General features: G+C 68.5%; 16 protein-coding genes. 9 read left to right on the top strand and 7 right to left on the bottom strand.

Translation table 11 applies throughout. From position 1 onward, the window contains the following. Positions 1 to 5: 5 nt before the first annotated feature. The 6 genes from ACTWQD_RS11210 to ACTWQD_RS11235 all read right to left on the bottom strand — a co-directional run bounded on the left by ACTWQD_RS11210 (position 6) and on the right by ACTWQD_RS11235 (position 5264). Positions 6 to 338 carry a metal-sulfur cluster assembly factor gene (locus tag ACTWQD_RS11210; protein ID WP_443196210.1) on the bottom strand — a complete coding sequence of 111 codons (333 nt, stop codon included), beginning with the start codon at positions 336 to 338 and terminating at the stop codon, positions 6 to 8. Between the two features lie 13 nt (positions 339 to 351). Further along, complete coding sequence (sufC, locus tag ACTWQD_RS11215; protein WP_066438090.1) at positions 352 to 1149, bottom strand: Fe-S cluster assembly ATPase SufC; 798 nt, start codon at positions 1147 to 1149, stop codon at positions 352 to 354. 89 nt (positions 1150 to 1238) lie between these two features. Further along, a complete protein-coding gene (locus ACTWQD_RS11220; protein ID WP_443196211.1) occupies positions 1239 to 1598 on the bottom strand; it encodes a non-heme iron oxygenase ferredoxin subunit in 360 nt (119 codons plus the stop codon). Between the two features lie 32 nt (positions 1599 to 1630). After that, positions 1631 to 2917 (bottom strand): Fe-S cluster assembly protein SufD, encoded by a 1287-nt coding sequence (sufD, locus tag ACTWQD_RS11225; RefSeq protein ID WP_443196212.1) that lies wholly within the window; start codon positions 2915 to 2917, stop codon positions 1631 to 1633. After that, entirely contained in the window at positions 2917 to 4380 is a 1464-nt protein-coding gene (gene sufB, locus ACTWQD_RS11230; protein WP_443196213.1) for a Fe-S cluster assembly protein SufB, read from the bottom strand. Before sufB ends, sufD begins: the two co-directional genes overlap by 1 nt. Then, positions 4380 to 5264, bottom strand: a complete 885-nt coding sequence (locus tag ACTWQD_RS11235) for a helix-turn-helix transcriptional regulator (protein WP_443196214.1) — start codon at positions 5262 to 5264, stop codon at positions 4380 to 4382. Before ACTWQD_RS11235 ends, sufB begins: the two co-directional genes overlap by 1 nt. 117 nt (positions 5265 to 5381) lie before the next feature. Here ACTWQD_RS11235 and ACTWQD_RS11240 point away from each other — a divergent pair, with 117 nt between their 5' ends. Genes ACTWQD_RS11240 through ACTWQD_RS11250 form a run of 3 tightly spaced genes read left to right on the top strand, consistent with a single transcriptional unit; the run spans position 5382 to position 8108 of the window. Further along, on the top strand, positions 5382 to 6350 hold the full coding sequence (locus tag ACTWQD_RS11240; RefSeq protein ID WP_443196412.1) for an ABC transporter ATP-binding protein: 969 nt from the start codon (positions 5382 to 5384) through the stop codon (positions 6348 to 6350). After that, the gene (locus ACTWQD_RS11245) at positions 6347 to 7156 is read left to right on the top strand and encodes an ABC transporter permease (protein WP_443196215.1); all 810 of its coding nucleotides are present in this window, start codon (positions 6347 to 6349) and stop codon (positions 7154 to 7156) included. Before ACTWQD_RS11240 ends, ACTWQD_RS11245 begins: the two co-directional genes overlap by 4 nt. Before the next feature lie 7 nt (positions 7157 to 7163). Then, a complete protein-coding gene (locus tag ACTWQD_RS11250; protein WP_443196216.1) occupies positions 7164 to 8108 on the top strand; it encodes a COX15/CtaA family protein in 945 nt (314 codons plus the stop codon). Positions 8109 to 8697: 589 nt separating this feature from the next. Here the strand turns inward: ACTWQD_RS11250 and ACTWQD_RS11255 are convergent. Further along, positions 8698 to 9660 carry a heme o synthase gene (locus ACTWQD_RS11255; RefSeq protein WP_443196217.1) on the bottom strand — a complete coding sequence of 321 codons (963 nt, stop codon included), beginning with the start codon at positions 9658 to 9660 and terminating at the stop codon, positions 8698 to 8700. Between the two features lie 625 nt (positions 9661 to 10285). Between ACTWQD_RS11255 and tkt the strand changes: the two genes are divergently transcribed. The 6 genes from tkt to pgl all read left to right on the top strand — a co-directional run bounded on the left by tkt (position 10286) and on the right by pgl (position 18566). Continuing rightward, a complete protein-coding gene (gene tkt / locus ACTWQD_RS11260; protein WP_443196413.1) occupies positions 10286 to 12403 on the top strand; it encodes a transketolase in 2118 nt (705 codons plus the stop codon). Between the two features lie 68 nt (positions 12404 to 12471). Beyond that, positions 12472 to 13602: a transaldolase gene (gene tal, locus ACTWQD_RS11265; RefSeq protein WP_443196218.1), complete on the top strand. Its 1131-nt coding sequence runs from the start codon at positions 12472 to 12474 to the stop codon at positions 13600 to 13602. A 5-nt stretch (positions 13603 to 13607) separates the two neighbouring features. Continuing rightward, entirely contained in the window at positions 13608 to 15242 is a 1635-nt protein-coding gene (locus tag ACTWQD_RS11270; protein WP_443196219.1) for a glucose-6-phosphate isomerase, read from the top strand. Between the two features lie 15 nt (positions 15243 to 15257). After that, on the top strand, positions 15258 to 16832 hold the full coding sequence (gene zwf / locus ACTWQD_RS11275; protein WP_443196220.1) for a glucose-6-phosphate dehydrogenase: 1575 nt from the start codon (positions 15258 to 15260) through the stop codon (positions 16830 to 16832). After that, entirely contained in the window at positions 16829 to 17770 is a 942-nt protein-coding gene (locus ACTWQD_RS11280) for a glucose-6-phosphate dehydrogenase assembly protein OpcA (protein ID WP_443196221.1), read from the top strand. The genes zwf and ACTWQD_RS11280 overlap by 4 nt, the downstream gene beginning before the upstream one ends. Then, positions 17760 to 18566 carry a 6-phosphogluconolactonase gene (gene pgl / locus ACTWQD_RS11285; protein WP_443196222.1) on the top strand — a complete coding sequence of 269 codons (807 nt, stop codon included), beginning with the start codon at positions 17760 to 17762 and terminating at the stop codon, positions 18564 to 18566. Before ACTWQD_RS11280 ends, pgl begins: the two co-directional genes overlap by 11 nt. Positions 18567 to 18576: the final 10 nt, after the last annotated feature.

The raw sequence follows: 18576 nt of genomic DNA on the forward strand, positions 1-18576 counted from the left end.
GGGTTCTAGATGTTGAAGCCGAGGGCGCGCATCTGGTCGCGACCGTCCTCGGTGATCCGCTCCGGACCCCATGGCGGCATCCACACCCAGTTGAGGCGCCATTCGTCGACCACACCGTCCAGGGCCTTGCCCACCTGCTCCTCGATCACGTCGGTGAGCGGGCAGGCGGCGGTGGTCAGCGTCATGTCGATGAGCAGGGCGCCGTCGTCGTCGGAGTACTTCAGGCCGTAGAGCAGCCCGAGGTCAACGATGTTGACCCCCAGTTCCGGGTCGATCACATCCTTGAGTGCCTCTTCGACATCCTCGAGGCCCGCGCGGGCCACGTTGAGTTCCGTCATCGTCAAGTCCTTACTAGGCCTGTGCCGCGGCGTCCGCCGCAGCGATGGTGGCTGCCCCGGCGCCAGTGGCGTAGCGGTCGTAGCCTTCTTCTTCGAGGCGGTCGGCGAGCTCCGGGCCGCCTTCTTCCACAACCTGGCCGTCAACGAACACGTGCACGAAGTCCGGCTTGATGTAGCGAAGGATCCGCGTGTAGTGCGTGATGAGCAGGGTGCCCATGTTGCCTTCGGCGTGGGCGCGGTTGACGCCCTCCGAGACAACCTTCAGTGCGTCGACGTCCAGGCCGGAGTCGGTTTCGTCCAGGACAGCGAATTTCGGCTTGAAGAGTTCCAGCTGCAGGATCTCCACGCGCTTCTTCTCGCCGCCGGAGAAGCCCTCGTTGACGTTGCGCTGGGCGAAGTCGGCGTCAATGCGCAGCTGCTCCATGGCGGCCTTGACGTCCTTGGTCCACGTGCGCAGCTTGGGCGCTTCGCCGTCGATCGCGGTCTTAGCGGTGCGCAGGAAGTTCGTCATGGTGACGCCCGGCACCTCCACGGGGTACTGCATGGCCAGGAACACGCCGGCGCGGGCGCGCTCGTCGACGCTCATGGCCAGGACATCCTCGCCATCCAGCGTGATGGTGCCGGAGGTGACGTTGTAGCGGGGGTGTCCGGCGATGGTGGACGCCAGGGTGGACTTACCGGAACCGTTGGGGCCCATGATGGCGTGGGTCTCGCCGGTCCGGATGGTCAGGCTGACGCCCTTCAGGATTTCCTTCGTGCCCTGCTCGGTGTCGATGCTGACGTGCAGGTCCTTGATCTCAAGAGTAGACATGTGCCTTGTTCTCCTCTGCACGGTGCCCTCCGGCACGGTGCGGTTTCTTGTCGATAAGTTCTGTGGTGCGGGTTGCCGGCTGCGGGCAGCTAGCTGAAAGTCGGGGCCTCGGCGCCGTTCAGGACGTTGGTGAAGTCCACATAGACCTTGTCGTCCTGGACGGTCACGGCAAAGACGGGAACGGGATCGTAGGCCGGCAGCTGGAGCGGCTCACCGCTGCGCAGGTCGAACTGGGAGCCGTGGCCCCAGCACTCGATCTTGCAGCCTTCCACCTCGCCTTCGGACAGCGAGATGTCCGCATGCGAGCAGGTGTCCCCGATGGCATGGATTTCGCCCATGGAGTCCTTGACGATCGCGACAGGGTAGTCATCGATCAGGATCCGCAACGCCTGCTTGAGTTGAATCTCGCTGGCGTTGCAGACCAGCTCGCCCTTTGGCTGTTCAGTCATTGATGCCCGTTCCTGTCCTTGGGTGCCGTGCGTTAGTGGTTCGTCGCCGCGAGTTCACGCTCGACGGCGTCCGTCAGGCGCTCCTCGATGGCCGGCACCCTGATCTGCTGGATGATCTCGTTGAGGAACCCGCGGACCACCAGCCGGCGGGCAACATCCTCCGGGATGCCGCGGGCCATGAGGTAAAACAGGTGCTCGTCGTCGAACCGGCCGGTGGCGCTGGCGTGGCCAGCACCTTCGATGAGGCCGGTTTCGATCTCAAGGTTCGGCACGGAGTCCGCGCGGGCGCCGTCCGTGAGGACCAGGTTGCGGTTGGCCTCGTATGTGTCGGTGCCCTCGGCTTCCTTCCGGATCAGGACATCGCCCACCCAGACGGTGTGCGCGTTCCGGCCCTGCAGGGCGCCCTTGTAGAGGACGTTCGACTTGCAGTTGGGCACCGCGTGGTCAACGAACAGGCGCTGTTCCAGGTGCTGGCCTGCGTCGGCGAAGTACAGGCCGAACATCTCCGCTTCAGCGCCCGGCGCGGTGAACCGTGCCGACGGCGTGACGCGCACCAGGTCCCCGCCGAGGGAGACGACGATGTGCTTGAACTTGGCGTCGCGGCCCAGCTTGGCCTGCTGCGATGAGGCGTGGACAGCGTCGTCGTTCCATTCCTGGAGTGAGATGACGGTCAGCTGCGCGCCGTCCTCGACCAGGATCTCGACGTTCTCCGAGAGCACCGCGGTGCCCTGGTGGTCCAGGACCACCACGGACTTGGAGAAGCGTTCCGCCACGATCACGATGTGCTGGGCGGACGCGTCCGTGCCGGTGCCGGTGATCCGCACGGTCACTTCGCCGTCGGCCTGGACCTCGGCGGGGACCGTGATGACGGTGGCCTGGCTGAAGTTCTCCCAGGCGTTGGCGGAGACGCGGTCCTCGGGGATGGCGGCGGAGCCGATCCGGCGGTCATCGCGGCCGACGGTTTCCACCTGCACGTTGCCCGGCGCGGTGACGTCCACCGTGGTGGCGTTGCCGTCAAGGACTGCGGTATGCAGGCCGCGGAGGCGCTTGAGCGGGGTGAACCGCCAGTCCTCCTCCATGCCGGTCAGCGGCTTGAAGTCGGCCAGCTTGTAGGAGGTCAGGCGGCCGGCGCGTGAGCTGTCCGGAACGCCGACGCCGCCGCCGTGTGAGTGGCTCTTGACGGCGTCGCCGGCCAGCGGCGACTTGGAGTCCGCGGCGTTCAGCGGCGACAGGCTCTCGCCTTCCTCCGTGAACCCGTCAATGAACGGCTGGGCTGACGGCGCGCCGATGCGTGCCTTTTCAGTAGTGATGTCAGTCATTAACCGACCGATCCTTCCATCTGCAGTTCAATCAGTCGGTTCAGCTCGAGCGCGTATTCCATCGGCAGCTCGCGGGCGATGGGCTCGATGAAACCGCGGACGATCATCGCCATGGCCTCGTCTTCACGCATGCCGCGGGACATCAGGTAGAACAGCTGCTCTTCGCTGACCCGCGAAACAGTGGCCTCGTGGCCCATGGTCACGTCATCCTCGCGGATGTCGATGTACGGGTAGGTGTCCGAGCGGCTGATCGTGTCCACCAGGAGCGCGTCGCAGCGCACCGTGTTGGCCGAGTGCTTGGCGCCCTCGCGGACCTGGACCAGGCCGCGGTAGGCGGCGCGGCCGCCGCCGCGGGCCACGGACTTGGAGATGATGGAGCTCTTGGTGTTCGGCGCGATGTGGACCATCTTCGAGCCGGTGTCCTGGTGCTGGCCCTCCCCGGCGAACGCGATGGACAGGGTCTCGCCCTTGGCCCCCTCGCCCACGAGGTAGACGGCCGGGTACTTCATGGTGACCTTGGAGCCGATGTTGCCGTCGACCCACTCCATGGTGGCGCCCTCTTCGCAGATGGCACGCTTGGTCACCAGGTTGTACACGTTGGTGGACCAGTTCTGGATGGTGGTGTAACGGACGCGGGCGCCCTTCTTCACGACGATCTCCACGACAGCGGAGTGCAGCGAGTCCGAGGTGTAGATCGGGGCGGTGCAGCCTTCGATGTAGTGGACGTAGGAGTCCTCGTCCGCGATGATCAGCGTGCGCTCGAACTGCCCCATGTTTTCCGTGTTGATGCGGAAGTAGGCCTGCAGCGGGATGTCCACGTGGACGCCCTTGGGCACGTACACGAAGGAACCGCCGGACCACACGGCCGTGTTCAGCGACGCGAACTTGTTGTCGCCCACGGGAATGATGGTGCCGAAGTATTCCTGGAAGATCTCCGGGTGCTCGCGCAGGGCCGTATCGGTGTCCAGGAAGATGACGCCCTGGGCCTCGAGGTCCTCGCGGATCTGGTGGTAGACCACCTCGGACTCGTACTGGGCAGCGACGCCGGAGACGAGGCGGCTGCGCTCAGCTTCCGGGATGCCCAGCTTCTCGTAGGTGTTCCGGATGTCCTCGGGCAGGTCTTCCCACGTGGCGGCCTGCTTTTCCGTGGACCGCACGAAGTACTTGATGTTGTCGAAGTCAATGCCGGACAGGTCCGCGCCCCAGGTGGGCATGGGCTTGCGGTCGAAGTACTTCAGGCCCTTGAGGCGCAGGTCCAGCATCCACTCCGGCTCGCTCTTCTTGGCCGAAATGTCCCGGACAACGTCCTCGTCGATGCCGCGGCGGGCGTTGGCGCCGACGTCGTTCTTGTCGGACCAGCCGTACTCATAGGTTCCGATTCCGTGGAGCTCGGGATTCTTTTCCAGAATCTCCGAGATCACAGTGGATTCAGCAACCTTCTTCTCTGATAGTTGGTCCGTCATCACGGCCTTTCTTGCAGATGGTTGGATTCTTCGTCCAGGCTGGCCGGTGCTGCGGGACTGGCGGCCCCGGAAGCGGCCGGACGGCCTGTAGGTATGTGGGTGGTGCAGACGTGCCCGCCGCGCGCCAGCGTGGAAAGCCGGCGCACATCGACGCCGACCAGGCGCGAGAACACGTCGGTCTCGACGTCGCAGAACACCGGGAACTGCGCGGCCAGCTGCTGGATGGGGCAGTGTCCCTGGCACAGCTGGACGCTGGACAGTGCGGCCGGCAGTGGCGCCTTGGCCTCGATCGACGCCGTGGAGGCCACGAAGCCGTCGCGGCTCAGCGCCTCGGACAGCGCCTGCGCCCGGGCGGTGATGTCCGGCCCGGCAGCGTTGATCTCCGGCGCGTAGCGGCGTTCCATGTCGCCGAAGCGCTCGACGGCGAACTGCCGCACGGCGTCGGGCCCGGCCATCTCACTGAGCCGCTGCAGCGCCAGGGTGGCGATGTCCAGGTAGTCGTTGCCGAGTGTGGACTGGCCCTGCGAACTGAGCACGTACCGCCGGGCGGGGCGTCCTGCCCCGGCGCCGGCGCGGGCTGCCCGCTTGACCTCGATCACGCCGTTCCGTGAGAGATGGTCCAGGTGGCGGCGGACGGCTGCCGGCGTGAACCCGAGCAGGTCGCCGAGTTCCGCGGCGCTGATGGGGCCGTGCTCCAGGACGGCGTTCAGGACGCGGTCCCTGGTGCGCTCGTCGGCGTCGGACGCCGGAAGAACGGGCGCAACCTGCGCCGGCCGGGGTCCACGGGCCCCCGCTCCCCCTGCCCCGGACAGGGCAGCAGACCCCGCGCGGGGACGACCGCGCCCGGCGGGGGCAACAGAACTCGAGGAACTCACGGAATACACAACACAATCATGTCGTAATTTACTCCCCCGATCCAGTAAGGCATGGCTATCCTCGGACCGCCCGGGCACTCGGCCGCCCGCCGGACCGGGGCGTACTACATCCCGTAGAATGCTATGGTGCGATCCCCCGAATCCCCCGTCCTCTCCATCAACGGGCTAGTCAAGGATGTTGGGCCGCTGCCCACCCTCGACGGCAAGATGCTGCGGGTGGTCAGCGGCCTTTCCCTCGTCGCCGAACGCGGCCAGGTCACCGCGCTCCTCGGCGCCAACGGAGCCGGCAAGACCACCACCATCGAATGCGCCCAGGGTCTGCAGAAACGCACCCACGGCAGCATCAGCCTCCTGGGCCAGGACCCGGACACGGCCGGGGCCGGGCTGCGGTCCCGCGTCGGCGTGATGCTGCAGGACGGCGGGCTCCCGCCGTCGGCCCGGCCCATTCCCCTGCTGCGGCACATCGCGGGCATGTACCAGGACCCCTGGCCGGTCGGGGAGCTCATTGAGCGGCTCGGGATCGACGCCTTCAGCCGCACCTCCGTGCGGCGGCTTTCCGGCGGGCAGAAGCAGCGCCTCGCGCTCGCCGCGGCCCTGGTCGGCAACCCCGAGGTGCTCTTCCTCGACGAACCAAGCGCCGGCCTGGACCCGCAGTCGCGCCAGCTGGTGTTCGGGCTCATCTCCGAACTCCGGAACCGGGGCATGGGGATCATCCTGACCACCCACCTGATGGATGACGCCCAGCGGCTGGCCGATTACGTGTACATCATTGACGCCGGGCGCAACGTCGCCGAGGGGACGGTCGCGCAGCTGCTGCAGCACCCCCTGCCGCCGGGCGCTGGGGAACAGCACGTCCGCACCCTGCTGTTCGAGGCGGACCCGGGGCTGGACTTCACCGGGGTGCTGCCCGACGGCGTCGACGTCACCGAAGCGCGGGCCGGCAGCTACGCCGCCACCGGCGCGCTGACGCCGGCAGACCTCGCCGCCATCACCGCCTGGTGGGCCGCCCGCGGGATCATGCCCCGCTCGCTGAGCCTGGAGGCCCGCAGCCTCGAGGACGTGTTCCTCGACATCTCCGGAAGGGAGATCCGATGACCCGCGACAGTGCCGCGCTGGGAAACGCGCCTGCGGGCAGCACCCACCCGGGCCGCCCCCTGGGCGGCGCACCTGCCTCCCTGCCGCGCCGCATACTGCTGCAGGGCAGGTACGAGACCGTCACCATGCTGCGGAACGGCGAACAGCTGATCCTGGCGATCGTGCTGCCGCTGCTGGCCATGGTGGGCCTCACCGTGACGCCCCTGCTGGACGGGTTCGGCGCGAGCCGGATCAACGTGGCCGTGCCGGGCATCCTCGCCTTGTGCGCGATGTCCACCGCGTTCACCGGGCAGGGCATCTCCACCGGCTTTGACCGCCGCTACGGCGTGTTGCGGTTCCTGTCCACCACGCCGCTGGGACGGACCGGCCTGATCGCCGGGAAAGTCCTGGCCGTGCTCGCGGTGCTGGCGCTGCAGGTCCTGGTGGTTACGGCGGTGGCCCTGCCGCTGGGCTGGACGCCGGACCCCCAGGGCTGGGCCCCGGCCCTGGGACTGCTGGTGCTGGGCGCCGCGGCGTTCACCGCCCTGGGCCTGCTGGTGGCCGGAACCGTCCGCCCCGAAGCGACCCTCGCGATCACCAACCTGCTGTGGATCCTCCTGGGCGCCCTCGGCGGCATTGTGATCCCCGCGGAGCGGCTGCCGGCGGCCCTGCAGGCCGTGGTGCACTTCCTGCCTTCCGGCGCCCTGGGCGCAGGGATGCGGGAAGCGTTCCTGGCCGGCACCGTCAACCCCGCCTCCGTACTTATCCTGCTGCTCTGGACGGCGATCGCCGGCGGCGCAGCCACCCGTTGGTTCAAATGGAATTGAGAAAACTGTGAGCACGGCCTCCCGCCCTCCCCGGACCGCGACCCGGACCGTTTCCTGGCTGCCCGTCACCGTCGACAAGACGGTGAAGCGCCTTGCGGTGCTGTCCCTGATCGGCCAGACCATGCTGATCGTGACCGGCGGCGCCGTCCGCCTCACGGCGTCCGGCCTGGGCTGCCCCACCTGGCCCCGCTGCACGGAGGCCTCGCTCGTGAACACCCCGGAAATGGGGATCCACGGCATCATCGAATTCGGCAACCGCCTCCTGACCTTCGCCCTGGCCGCCATTGCCCTGGCGATGCTCGTGTACCTGTGGAACCTCCGCAAGGAACGCCGCGACCTGTTCCTGCTGGCCCTGGGCCTGCTCGCCAGCATCCCGGCCCAGGCCGTGATCGGCGGCATCACGGTGCTGACCCAGCTGAACCCCTGGGTGGTGGGGCTGCACTTCCTGGTCTCCATGGCCCTCGTGGTGGTGGCAACCCTCCTGGTGAACCGGGCCTACGGGCGGACGGGGAAATTCCGGACGGTGGAGCTCGTGGCGCTGCCGGGCATTGCGCGTCCGCTCATGACCGCCGTCGCGGTGTTCGCAGCCGTGGCGGTCTGCCTCGGCGTTGTGGTCACCGGCGCCGGGCCGCACGCCGGTGACGCCGACGCTCCGCGCAACAATCTGGACTGGGACCTGTTCTCGCACATCCATGCCGTTCCGGCCTACCTGGTGACCGCGGGCGCACTGTTCGCGCTGTACCTCGTGATGAGGGACCGGATCGCGGGCCCGTTCCGCACCGCCGTCGTGCTGCTCCTGGGGATCACCGTGCTGCAGGCCGCCATCGGGTTCACGCAGTACTACAACGGGATCCCGGCGCTCCTGGTGGGGGCGCACATGCTGGCGGCCGCCCTGCTGATGAGCGCGGCCACCAACGCGGCCGACCTGGCCCGCAGCAGCCCGGTCAAATAAAGCACCGCCGACCACAACGCGGGGTCAGATACTGCCCATTCCGGGCCTCCGGATGGACGGTATCTGACCCCGCGTTGTTTATCTGCGGCAGGAACGGACCGCAGCAGTCTGTCTTGCCCCGGTGCCTGCCTCGGAGCAGCCGTCCGGGGGCACTTTGGCGGCAATTTCCGACGTCGGACCTCAACTTGTCGGCGTGTCCGCGCCAATGTGCCCCCGGAACGCTGGCCGCCGCCGAGACATAGCGGCCCGGAGTATGGCGTCGAGGGCGGCTACCGTGGCGGCGGCCCGAGGGTCCAGGCTGTCGCGTCCCCGAGCCTGCCTCGGAGCAGCCGTCCGGGGGCACGTTGGCGGCGATTCCCGACGTCGGACCTCAACTTGTCGGCGCGTCCGCGCCAATGTGCCCCCGGAACGCTGGCGGCGGCGCTGCTGACGAGCGCGGCCACCAACACAGGCCGACCTCGCCCGCAGCAGCCCGGTCACCCAGGTCCGCCCACACAACAACGCGGGGTCAGATACGGTCCGTTCCGGGTATCCGGAGGGACGGCATCTGACCCCGCGTTGTTTGTGTGGAGCCGGGACGGGCCGCTGGTCAGCCGCCCATGAGGGCGGAACCGACGAACGGGTCGACGGCGAGGGCAATGAAGAGCAGGGTCAGGTAGCTGATGGAGCCGTGGAAGACCTTCATGGCGCCCTTGTTGGACACGTCGCCTGCCTGCGCCCGGTTGTACAGGGCGTGGGATTCGTACAGGAACCAGGCTCCGGCGAGGACTGCGGTGATGGAGTACACCCAGCCGGCGCCGCCCACCGGGATCAACAGCAGCGAACACGCCACCATGGCCCAGGCGTACAGGACCACCTGGACCGAGACCACCTTCGCCCCGGCAATGGCGCCCAGCATGGGGACGTTCGCATTGCGGTAGTCCTCGCCGTAGCGCATGGACAGCGGCCAGTAGTGCGGCGGGGTCCAGAGGAAGATGACCATAAAGAGCACAATGGCGGGCCACTCCACGGTGTTGGTCACCGCGGCCCAGGCGATCAGCACCGGGAAGCACCCAGCCGCGCCGCCCCAGACGATGTTCTGCGCCGTGCGGCGCTTGAGGATCATCGTGTAGATGACCACATAGAAGACGATGGCGCCGAGTCCCAGCCAGGCCGACAGCGGATTGGCCCCGAACCAGAGGATCGCGATGGCCGCCGCGCCCAGGAGCCAGGAGAAGACCAGCGCCTCGCGGGGGGTCACCTCGCCCGTGACGAGCGGCCGGTTCTCCGTGCGGTGCATGAGCTTGTCGATGTCGCGGTCAAGGTAGCAGTTGAACGCGCCCGCGCTGCCGGCGGCGAAGGCACCGCCCACGAGGGTCGCCAGGATCAGGCCGATCGAGGGGAAGCCGCGTTCCGCGTAGATCATGGTGGGGAGAGTGCTGACCAGCAGCAGTTCAATGACGCGGGGTTTGGTCAGCGCCAGATAGGCCTTGGCTTTGCGGGCGAAGCCGACCCTTCCGCGGATGGGCGAAGCGGTCAGCGGCGTATCTGTTGTGCTCACGGTGGCAGTCACTCTGTTCTGTCTGGCTGTTCAGTCCGGCTGGTTCCGCAACGCGGGTTTGCATACAGGAAGGGTCCGTCGCAGTCCACAGGCAAGGCCCGTGTTCACAGAAGGCCCGGTGCACAGGTATGGCGCGGGCAAGTCGCCCGCCCCCGTTGGTAGCCACCCACCATCATACCGTGCGGGCCCATGCGGGCGACCCCCGGGCGACCCCGGGACGGCCCCGGGAGGGCCCCCGGACGGGACACACAGCACGGTTTCCGGGACCGCTCCCGCCACGCCGCGGCAGTGTCCCCATGATTCGGGGAGATTAACGCGTACTCACAGCCGGTGCGGGCGGCGGTGATTCATATAAGCGTAAATCCCGTCCATTTAGTGAGATATAAAGCCCCCGGCGGTCGGAATGGGGCTAAGCTGTCAGCAAGATCAGCGTGCACGGGCCTCTGCCGCACACGGCCGTCCCCGCGCGTCTGGAGCTCCTGCAGATGTGCGTTTGCGCACGCGACTGAATGATAGATCAACGTTTCGATGGTGAACGGCTGGTACGTACCGCAGCGGGCACCGAACTGTGCCCCGCGCGGGACTGACCATACCTCCCGCCGTCAGCACAGAGAGGGGCCCGGTTTTCGTGCCACATTTGGAAGAGCAAGAACTGTCATGGACTGACTTGGACCAGCGCGCCGTGGACACCGTCCGCGTCCTGGCGGCCGACGCCGTGGAGAAGGTCGGCAACGGCCACCCCGGCACCGCAATGAGCCTGGCCCCCGCCGCCTACCTCCTCTTCCAGAAACTGATGCGGCACGACCCGCAGAACCCCGACTGGCTGGGGCGCGACCGGTTCATCCTCTCCCCCGGCCACACCTCCCTGACGCTGTACATCCAGCTCTTCCTCTCCGGCTACGGCCTGGAGCTGAAGGACCTTGAGGCACTGCGCACGTGGGGTTCACTGACCCCGGGACACCCGGAATACAAGCACACCAAGGGCGTCGAAATCACCACCGGGCCGCTGGGCCAGGGCCTCGCCTCCGCCGTCGGCTTCGCCTACTCCCAGCGCCGCCAGCGCGGACTGTTCGACGCCGACGCCGCCCCCGGCACCAGCCCGTTCGACCACACCGTCTGGGTCATCGCCTCCGACGGCGACCTGCAGGAAGGCGTCACCTCCGAGGCGTCCTCGCTTGCCGGACACCAGGAGCTCGGCAACCTCGTGGTGATCTACGACGAGAACCACATCTCCATCGAGGACGACACCGACATCGCCTTCACCGAGGACGTCCTGAAGCGCTACGAAGCCTACGGCTGGCACGTCCAGCGCGTCGACTGGACCCGCACCGGGGAGTACAAGGAAGACGTGGCCGAACTGCACGCCGCCCTGCTGGCCGCCAAGGCAGAGACGTCCAAGCCCTCCATCGTCTCGCTGCGCACCATCATCGGCTACCCGGCGCCGAAGAAGCAGAACACCGGCAAGATCCACGGCTCCGCCCTCGGGTCCGAGGAAGTCGCGGCCCTGAAGAAGGTCCTCGGCTTCGACCCGGAACGCGCCTTCCAGGTCGACGACGACGTCCTCGCCCACGCCCGCCAGGCCGTGGACCGCGGCGCCGCCGCCCGCAGCGAATGGCAGGAAGCCTTCGAGGCGTGGCAGTCCGGCAACCCCGAGGCAGCCGCCCTCCTGGAACGCGTCGAGGCGAAGAAGCTCCCCGCAGAACTCGACGCGGCCCTCCCGGTCTTCGAAGCCGGCAAGGATGTCTCCACCCGCGCCGCCTCCGGCAAGGTCCTGAACGCGATCGGGCCGGTCATGCCGGAACTGTGGGGCGGCTCGGCCGACCTCGCGGAGTCCAACAACACCACCATCGAAGGGTCGCCGTCGTTCATCCCGGCGTCCCGCTCAACGGACGCCTGGAAGGGCAACCCCTACGGCCGTGTGCTGCACTTCGGCATCCGCGAGCACGCAGCGGCGTCGATCGTCAACGGCATCAGCCTGCACGGGCGCACCCGCGCTTTCTCCGGCACCTTCCTGATCTTCAGCGACTACCAGCGTCCGGCGATCCGCCTCGGCGCCCTGATGGGCGTGCCGTCGCTGTATGTCTGGACGCACGACTCGATCGGCCTCGGCGAGGACGGCCCCACCCACCAGCCGGTGGAGCAGCTCGCATCCCTGCGCGCCATCCCGGGCCTCGACGTCGTCCGCCCGGGCGACGCCAACGAGGTCGCGGCGGCCTGGAAAACGATGCTCGAAAACCACGAGAACCCGGCCGGCATTGTCCTGACCCGGCAGAACATTCCCACCTACGCCCGCGGCACCGGCGACGCCGACGGCGACACGTTCGGTTCCACCGCCGGCGTCGCACGCGGCGGCTACGTCCTGGCCGAGGCATCGGCCAACGGCGCCACCGTCGACCCGCAGGTCATCCTGATCGGCACCGGCTCCGAGGTCCAGCTGGCCGTCCAGGCCCGCGAAGCGCTGCAGGCTGACGGCATCCCCACCCGCGTCGTCTCCATGCCCTGCGTGGAGTGGTTCAACAAGCAGGACGCCGCCTACCGCGAGGCGGTGCTCCCGGCAGCAGTCAAGGCCCGCGTCTCAGTCGAAGCCGGGCTCGCCCTGGGCTGGAAGGAATTCGTCGGCGACGCCGGCCGTTCCATCTCCCTCGAGCACTTCGGTGCGTCTGCAGACTACAAGCGCCTGTTCCAGGAATTCGGCATCACCGCGGAGGCCGTAGCCGCCGCCGCCAAGGATTCCCTCGCCGGCCTTCCGGCCTGATCCGCACTTCCCGTTTTCCGGGCCGCCGCCCACCGACGGCGGCGGCCCCCTAGCTTCAGGAGTTCCCCATGAACACCACCCCCACCGCTACTCCCACGCAGATGCTTTCCGATGCCGGCGTTTCCATCTGGCTCGATGACCTCTCCCGCGGCCGCCTGGCCACCGGCACCCTGCGCAAGCTGATCGAAGAGAAGAACGTGGTTGGTGTCACCACCAACCCGTCCATCTTCCACGCCGCCATCACCACCGGCCACGACTACGACGCCATCGTCGCGGCCCAGGCCGCCGCCGGCGCCACCGTCGAAGATACCGTCTTCGAAATCACCACCACCGACGTGGCCGACGCCTGCGACCTGTTTGCCCCCGTCGCCGCGGCCACCAGGGGTGTCGACGGCCGTGTGTCCATCGAGGTGGACCCCCGCCTCGCCTGGGACACCGCCGGCACCATCGCCGAGGCCAAGCACCTCTACAAGAAGGTCAACAAGGACAACGTCCTGATCAAGATCCCGGCCACCCTCGAAGGCCTCGAGGCCATCACGGCCACCCTGGCCGAGGGCATCAGCGTCAACGTCACCCTGATCTTCTCGCTGGAGCGCTACCGCGCCGTCATCAACGCCTTCCAGTCCGGACTGGAACAGGCCAAGGACAACGGCCACGACCTCTCCAAGATCCACTCCGTGGCGTCCTTCTTCGTCTCCCGCGTGGACAGCGAGATCGACAAGCGCCTCGACGCGATCGGCACGGACGAGGCCCGCGCCCTCAAGGGCAAGGCCGGCGTGGCCAACGCCCGCCTGGCCTACCAGGTCTACGAGGAACTGTTCTCCACCGAACGCTGGGACCTCCTGGCCGACGCCGGAGCCCTTCCGCAGCGCCCCCTGTGGGCCTCCACCGGCGTCAAGGACCCGGCCTACCCGGACACCCTTTACGTCACGGAACTCGTCGCCCCCGGCGTCGTGAACACCATGCCGGAGAAGACGCTCGACGCCACGTTCGACCACGGCACCGTCACCGGCAACACGATCAGCCGCGGCTATGACGACGCCAACGCCACCCTGAACGCCCTCGACGGGCTCGGCGTCTCCTACAACGAGGTCGTCGCCCTGCTGGAGTCCGAAGGCCTCGACAAGTTCGTGGCAAGCTGGAAGGAACTGCTGGCCGACGTCGAGGGCGCCCTCGCCGCTGCACGGAAGGACGCATAGTCCCCATGACCACTCTCAGCTACGACGCCACGGGCGCCGCCCGCCTGGCCCATGAACAGCACCTGCCCGCCCTGCTGGAGGACAAGGTCGCCACCCGGATCTTCGCCAAGGACCCCACCCTGTGGGGCCCCGACGCCGAGGCCGAGGCGTCCGTCCGGCTCGGCTGGGTCGAGGCGGCCACCGTCTCCCAGCCGCTGGTCGCGGACATCCTGGCACTCCGGGACGCCCTGCGCGCCGAGGGCGTCAGCCGGATTGTCCTCTGCGGCATGGGCGGCTCCTCCCTGGCCCCCGAGGTCATCGCCGGAACCGCCGGCGTCGAGCTGACGGTGCTGGACAGCACCGACCCGGAGCAGGTGGCGGCCGCCCTGGCCGACCGCCTGGGCGAGACCGCGATTGTGGTCTCCTCCAAGTCCGGCTCCACCCTGGAGACGGACTCCCAGCGCCGGATCTTCGAGCACGCCTTCACCGAGGCCGGGCTCGACGCGAAGAGCCGCATCATCATCGTCACGGATCCGGGCTCACCGCTGGACAAGTCGGCCCGCGAGGCCGGCTACCGGGCCGTCTTCAACGCCGACCCCAACGTCGGCGGACGCTACTCGGCGCTCACCGCGTTCGGGATGGTCCCGTGCGGCCTGGCCGGCGTCGACATCCAGGCCTTCCTGGACGAGGCGGAGGAAGCCGCCGAGGTCCTCAACGAGGACGGCGAGGAGAACATCGGCCTCGCCCTGGGTGCGGCACTGGGCGGCACCAGCCCGCTGCGCGACAAGATCGTCATCGCCGAGGACGGCTCCGGGATCAAGGGCTTCGCCGACTGGGCCGAGCAGCTCATCGCCGAATCCACCGGCAAGCTCGGCACCGGCGTCCTGCCGGTGGTCGCCGGACCCGCGTCTCCGGAGGCCCAACTGGGCGCCGACGACGTCCTGGTGGTCCGGCTCGTCGCCGCGGACGCCGACGTCGAACTCGGCGCAAACGAGGTCGCCATTGGCGGCGGTCTGCCCACGCAGATGATGACGTGGGAGTTCGCCACCGCAGTGGCCGGGCGCCTGCTGGGCATCAACCCGTACGACCAGCCCGACGTCGAAGCCGCCAAGGTGGCCGCACGCGGGCTGCTGGACGCCCAGCCGGAACCGACGCCCGCCGCCTTCACCGACGGTGCCATCGAGGTCAGCGGCGGCGGCTGGCTCGGCGGCGCGGACACCGCGGAAGCGGCCGTCCGGGCCCTGCTGGGCGAACTCGGCCCGGACAGCTACCTGAGTGTCCAGGCCTACTTCGACCGGATCGCCTACGCGCCGCTGGAGGGTGTGCGCGACCAGCTGGCAGCGGTCAGCGGCCGTCCCGTGACGTTCGGCTGGGGTCCGCGCTTCCTGCACTCCACCGGGCAGTTCCACAAAGGCGGACCTGCGATCGGCGTGTTCCTGCAGGTGACCGCCGCGGCCGCGGCGGACCTGGGCATCCCGGACCGCCCGTTCAGCTTCGGCGAACTCATCGCGGCCCAGGCCGCCGGCGACGCCCAGGTCCTCTCCGACCACGGCCGCCCGGTCCTCCGGCTGCACCTCACGGACCGCGCCGCCGGCGTCCGCCAGCTGCAGGACCTCGTCTCGGCCCTGGCGGGCCAGGCAGTCACCTCCACCGAAAGCTAAGGCACCCACGCAACCATGCCAGAAACACACAACGGCGGCCGCACGTCCCCGACGCGTTCGGGACGGGCTGGCCGCAACCCGCTCCGGGACCCGCGGGACCGGCGCCTGAACCGTATCGCCGGACCGTCGTCGCTGGTCCTGTTCGGGGTCACGGGGGACCTCGCCCGCAAGAAGCTGATGCCTGCCGTGTACGACCTGGCAAACCGCGGGCTGCTGCCCCCGAGCTTCGCGCTGGTGGGCTTCGCCCGGCGGAACTGGGAGAACGAGGACTTCTCCGCCGAGGTGAAGGAGGCCGTCAAGGCCTACGCCCGCACCCCGTTCGATGAGACGGTGTGGAAGCAGCTCTCCGAGGGCATCCGCTTCGTGCAGGGCGAGTTCGACGACGACGACGCCTTCAAGCGCCTGAGCGAGACCATCGACGAACTGGACGAGCAGCGCGGCACCCGTGGGAACCACGCGTTCTACCTCTCCATTCCGCCGAATGCGTTCGAACTGGTCTGCACGCAGCTGTCCAAGCACGGGCTGGCCCAGGCCGAGGGCGACAAGTGGCGGCGCGTGGTGATCGAAAAGCCGTTCGGGCACAACCTGGAGTCGGCACGCCAGCTCAACGACATTGTGGAGTCAGTCTTCCCGCAGGACGCGGTGTTCCGGATTGACCACTACCTGGGCAAGGAGACGGTGCAGAACATCCTGGCGCTCCGCTTCGCCAACCAGCTGTTCGAGCCGCTCTGGAACGCCAACTATGTGGACCACGTCCAGATCACCATGGCCGAGGACATCGGCACCGGCGGCCGGGCAGGGTACTACGACGGCGTGGGCGCTGCCCGCGACGTGATCCAGAACCACCTGCTGCAGCTGCTGGCGCTGACCGCGATGGAGGAGCCCATCTCCTTTAACGCCGACGACCTCCGCACCGAGAAGGAGAAGGTCCTCGCCGCCGTCCGGCTCCCCGAGGACCTGTCCACCCATTCGGCGCGCGGGCAGTTCACCGGCGGCTGGCAGGGCGGCGAGGAAGTGGTGGGCTACCTGGAGGAAGAGGGCATCCCCGCTGACTCCAAGACGGAGACATTCGCCGCGATCCGGGTGGACATCAACACCCGCCGCTGGGCCGGCGTGCCGTTCTACCTTCGCGCCGGCAAGCGCCTGGGCCGCCGGGTGACCGAGATCGCCGTCGTCTTCAAACGCGCGCCCAACCTGCTCTTCACCGACCACGGCGAGGACGACTTCGGCCAGAACGCCGTCGTGATCCGGGTCCAGCCCGACGAGGGTGCCACCATCCGGTTCGGGTCCAAGGTTCCCGGCACACAGATGGAAGTCCGCGACGTCACCATGGACTTCGGTTACGGCCACTCCTTCACGGAGTCCAGCCCCGAGGCCTATGAACGGCTCATCCTGGATGTGCTGCTGGGCGAACCGCCGCTGTTCCCCCGGCATGCCGAGGTGGAGCTGTCCTGGAAGATCCTCGACCCGTTCGAGGAGTACTGGGCGTCCCTGGACGAGCAGCCCGACCCGTACGTCCCCGGAAGCTGGGGCCCCGCCTCCGCCGTCGAACTCCTTGCCCGTGACGGACGAACCTGGAGAAGGCCATGATCGTAGATCTTCCCGACACCACCACCTCCAAGATCTCCAAGAAGATCATGGCCCTGCGCGAACAGGGCGGCGTGATTGCCCTGGGCCGGGTGCTGACCCTGGTGGTCGTCACCAAGAACGGCCTGGAGGAGGAAGCCATCGAGGCGGCCAACGAGGCCAGCCGTGAGCATCCCTGCCGGATCATCGTCCTCGCCGACGCCGGGGCCGAAGCCCCGACCCGGCTGGACGCGCAGATCCGCGTGGGTGGTGATGCCGGAGCCTCCGAGGTCATCTTGCTCCGCGGCTACGGCGAACTCGCTGAGGAAAGCGAATCCCTCGTGGCGGCCCTGCTTCTGCCGGACGCGCCGATTGTGGCCTGGTGGCCGCACGGGGCACCGAAAAACGCCTGCGAGACGTCGATCGGTCGGATCGCGCACCGCCGCATCACGGACTCCGCCAACGAGGCCGACCCGCAGGGGGCGCTGGAGAACATCCGCCGCACCTACAAGGCGGGCGACACCGACCTCGCCTGGACCCGGCTCACCAACTGGCGGATCCAGCTGGCAGCGGTCCTGGACCAGGTGGACGACTCGCCGGTCACCGCCGTCGCTGTCGAGGGCGCCTCCGACTCGCCCAGCACCATCCTGCTGGCGGCATGGCTCACCCTGGCCCTCGATGCGCCCGTGACAATCGTGGCGGACCCCGCGGGGACGGGCATCCGGCGGGTGCGGCTGACCCGGACGGGCGGCGACGTCCAGCTGTTCCGGCCCGGCCTCACCGTGGCGGAGCTCACGCAGCCCGGCCAGCCGGCGCAGCGCATCTCGTTGCCGCGCCGCAGCCTGAAGGACTGCCTGGCCGAGGAGCTGCGCCGCCTCGATCCGGACGAAGTGTTCGGCGAAGTGATTACTATTGGACTGCCCCGTACCAATCTAAGGAGTGTCCGTCCCAGTGAGCGCTGACCCCAGAGTAAGCATCCATCCTGACTCGACCGTCCTCATGGCCGCGATCGCGGCCCGGCTGATCACGAAACTGGTGGACATCCAGGACAGACACGGCGAGGCCACGGTGGTGCTTACCGGCGGGTCGATGGGCATCGGCTCGCTCAAGGCCGTGGCGGAATCGCCGGCGTCCCCCGCCGTCGACTGGTCCAAGGTCAACTTCTGGTGGGGCGACGAGCGTTTTGTCGCAGCCAACGACCCGGAGCGCAACGCCTTCCAGGCGCGCGAGGCGCTGCTGGCGCGGATCCCCGCCGACCCCGCCCGGATCCACGAGCCCGGCTCCGCCGACGACTTTGATACCCCCGAGGAAGCGGCCGCCGACTATGCCCGCCGGCTCGGCGAGGCAGCGGCCGCGGAGCACGCCGCGGACATGTCCGATGACCGTCCGGAGAATCCCGCAGAGCTCCCCCGCTTCGACATCGTGCTGCTCGGGGTGGGACCTGACGCCCACGTCGCGTCCCTCTTCCCGGAGCAGGCCGGGATCCGGGAGAAAACCCTCCCGGTGGTGGGGGTCCGTAACTCGCCCAAGCCGCCGCCGTTGCGGGTTTCCCTCACGCTGCCCGCCATCAACACGGCCTCGGAAATCTGGATGGTGGTCGCCGGGGACGACAAGGCAGGCGCCGTGGGGCTCGCCCTTGCGGGGGCCAACCCGGTGCAGGTGCCCGCGGCCGGCCCGCGGGGACGGAAGGAAACCCTCTGGCTGATCGACGAAAACGCGGCCGCGCGGGTCCCGGAGCAGCTGGTCCGCAAGGGCTGAGTCCGCCAGA

The organism is Pseudarthrobacter sp. 1C304 (assembly GCF_052245515.1).
Lineage (GTDB): Bacteria > Actinomycetota > Actinomycetes > Actinomycetales > Micrococcaceae > Arthrobacter.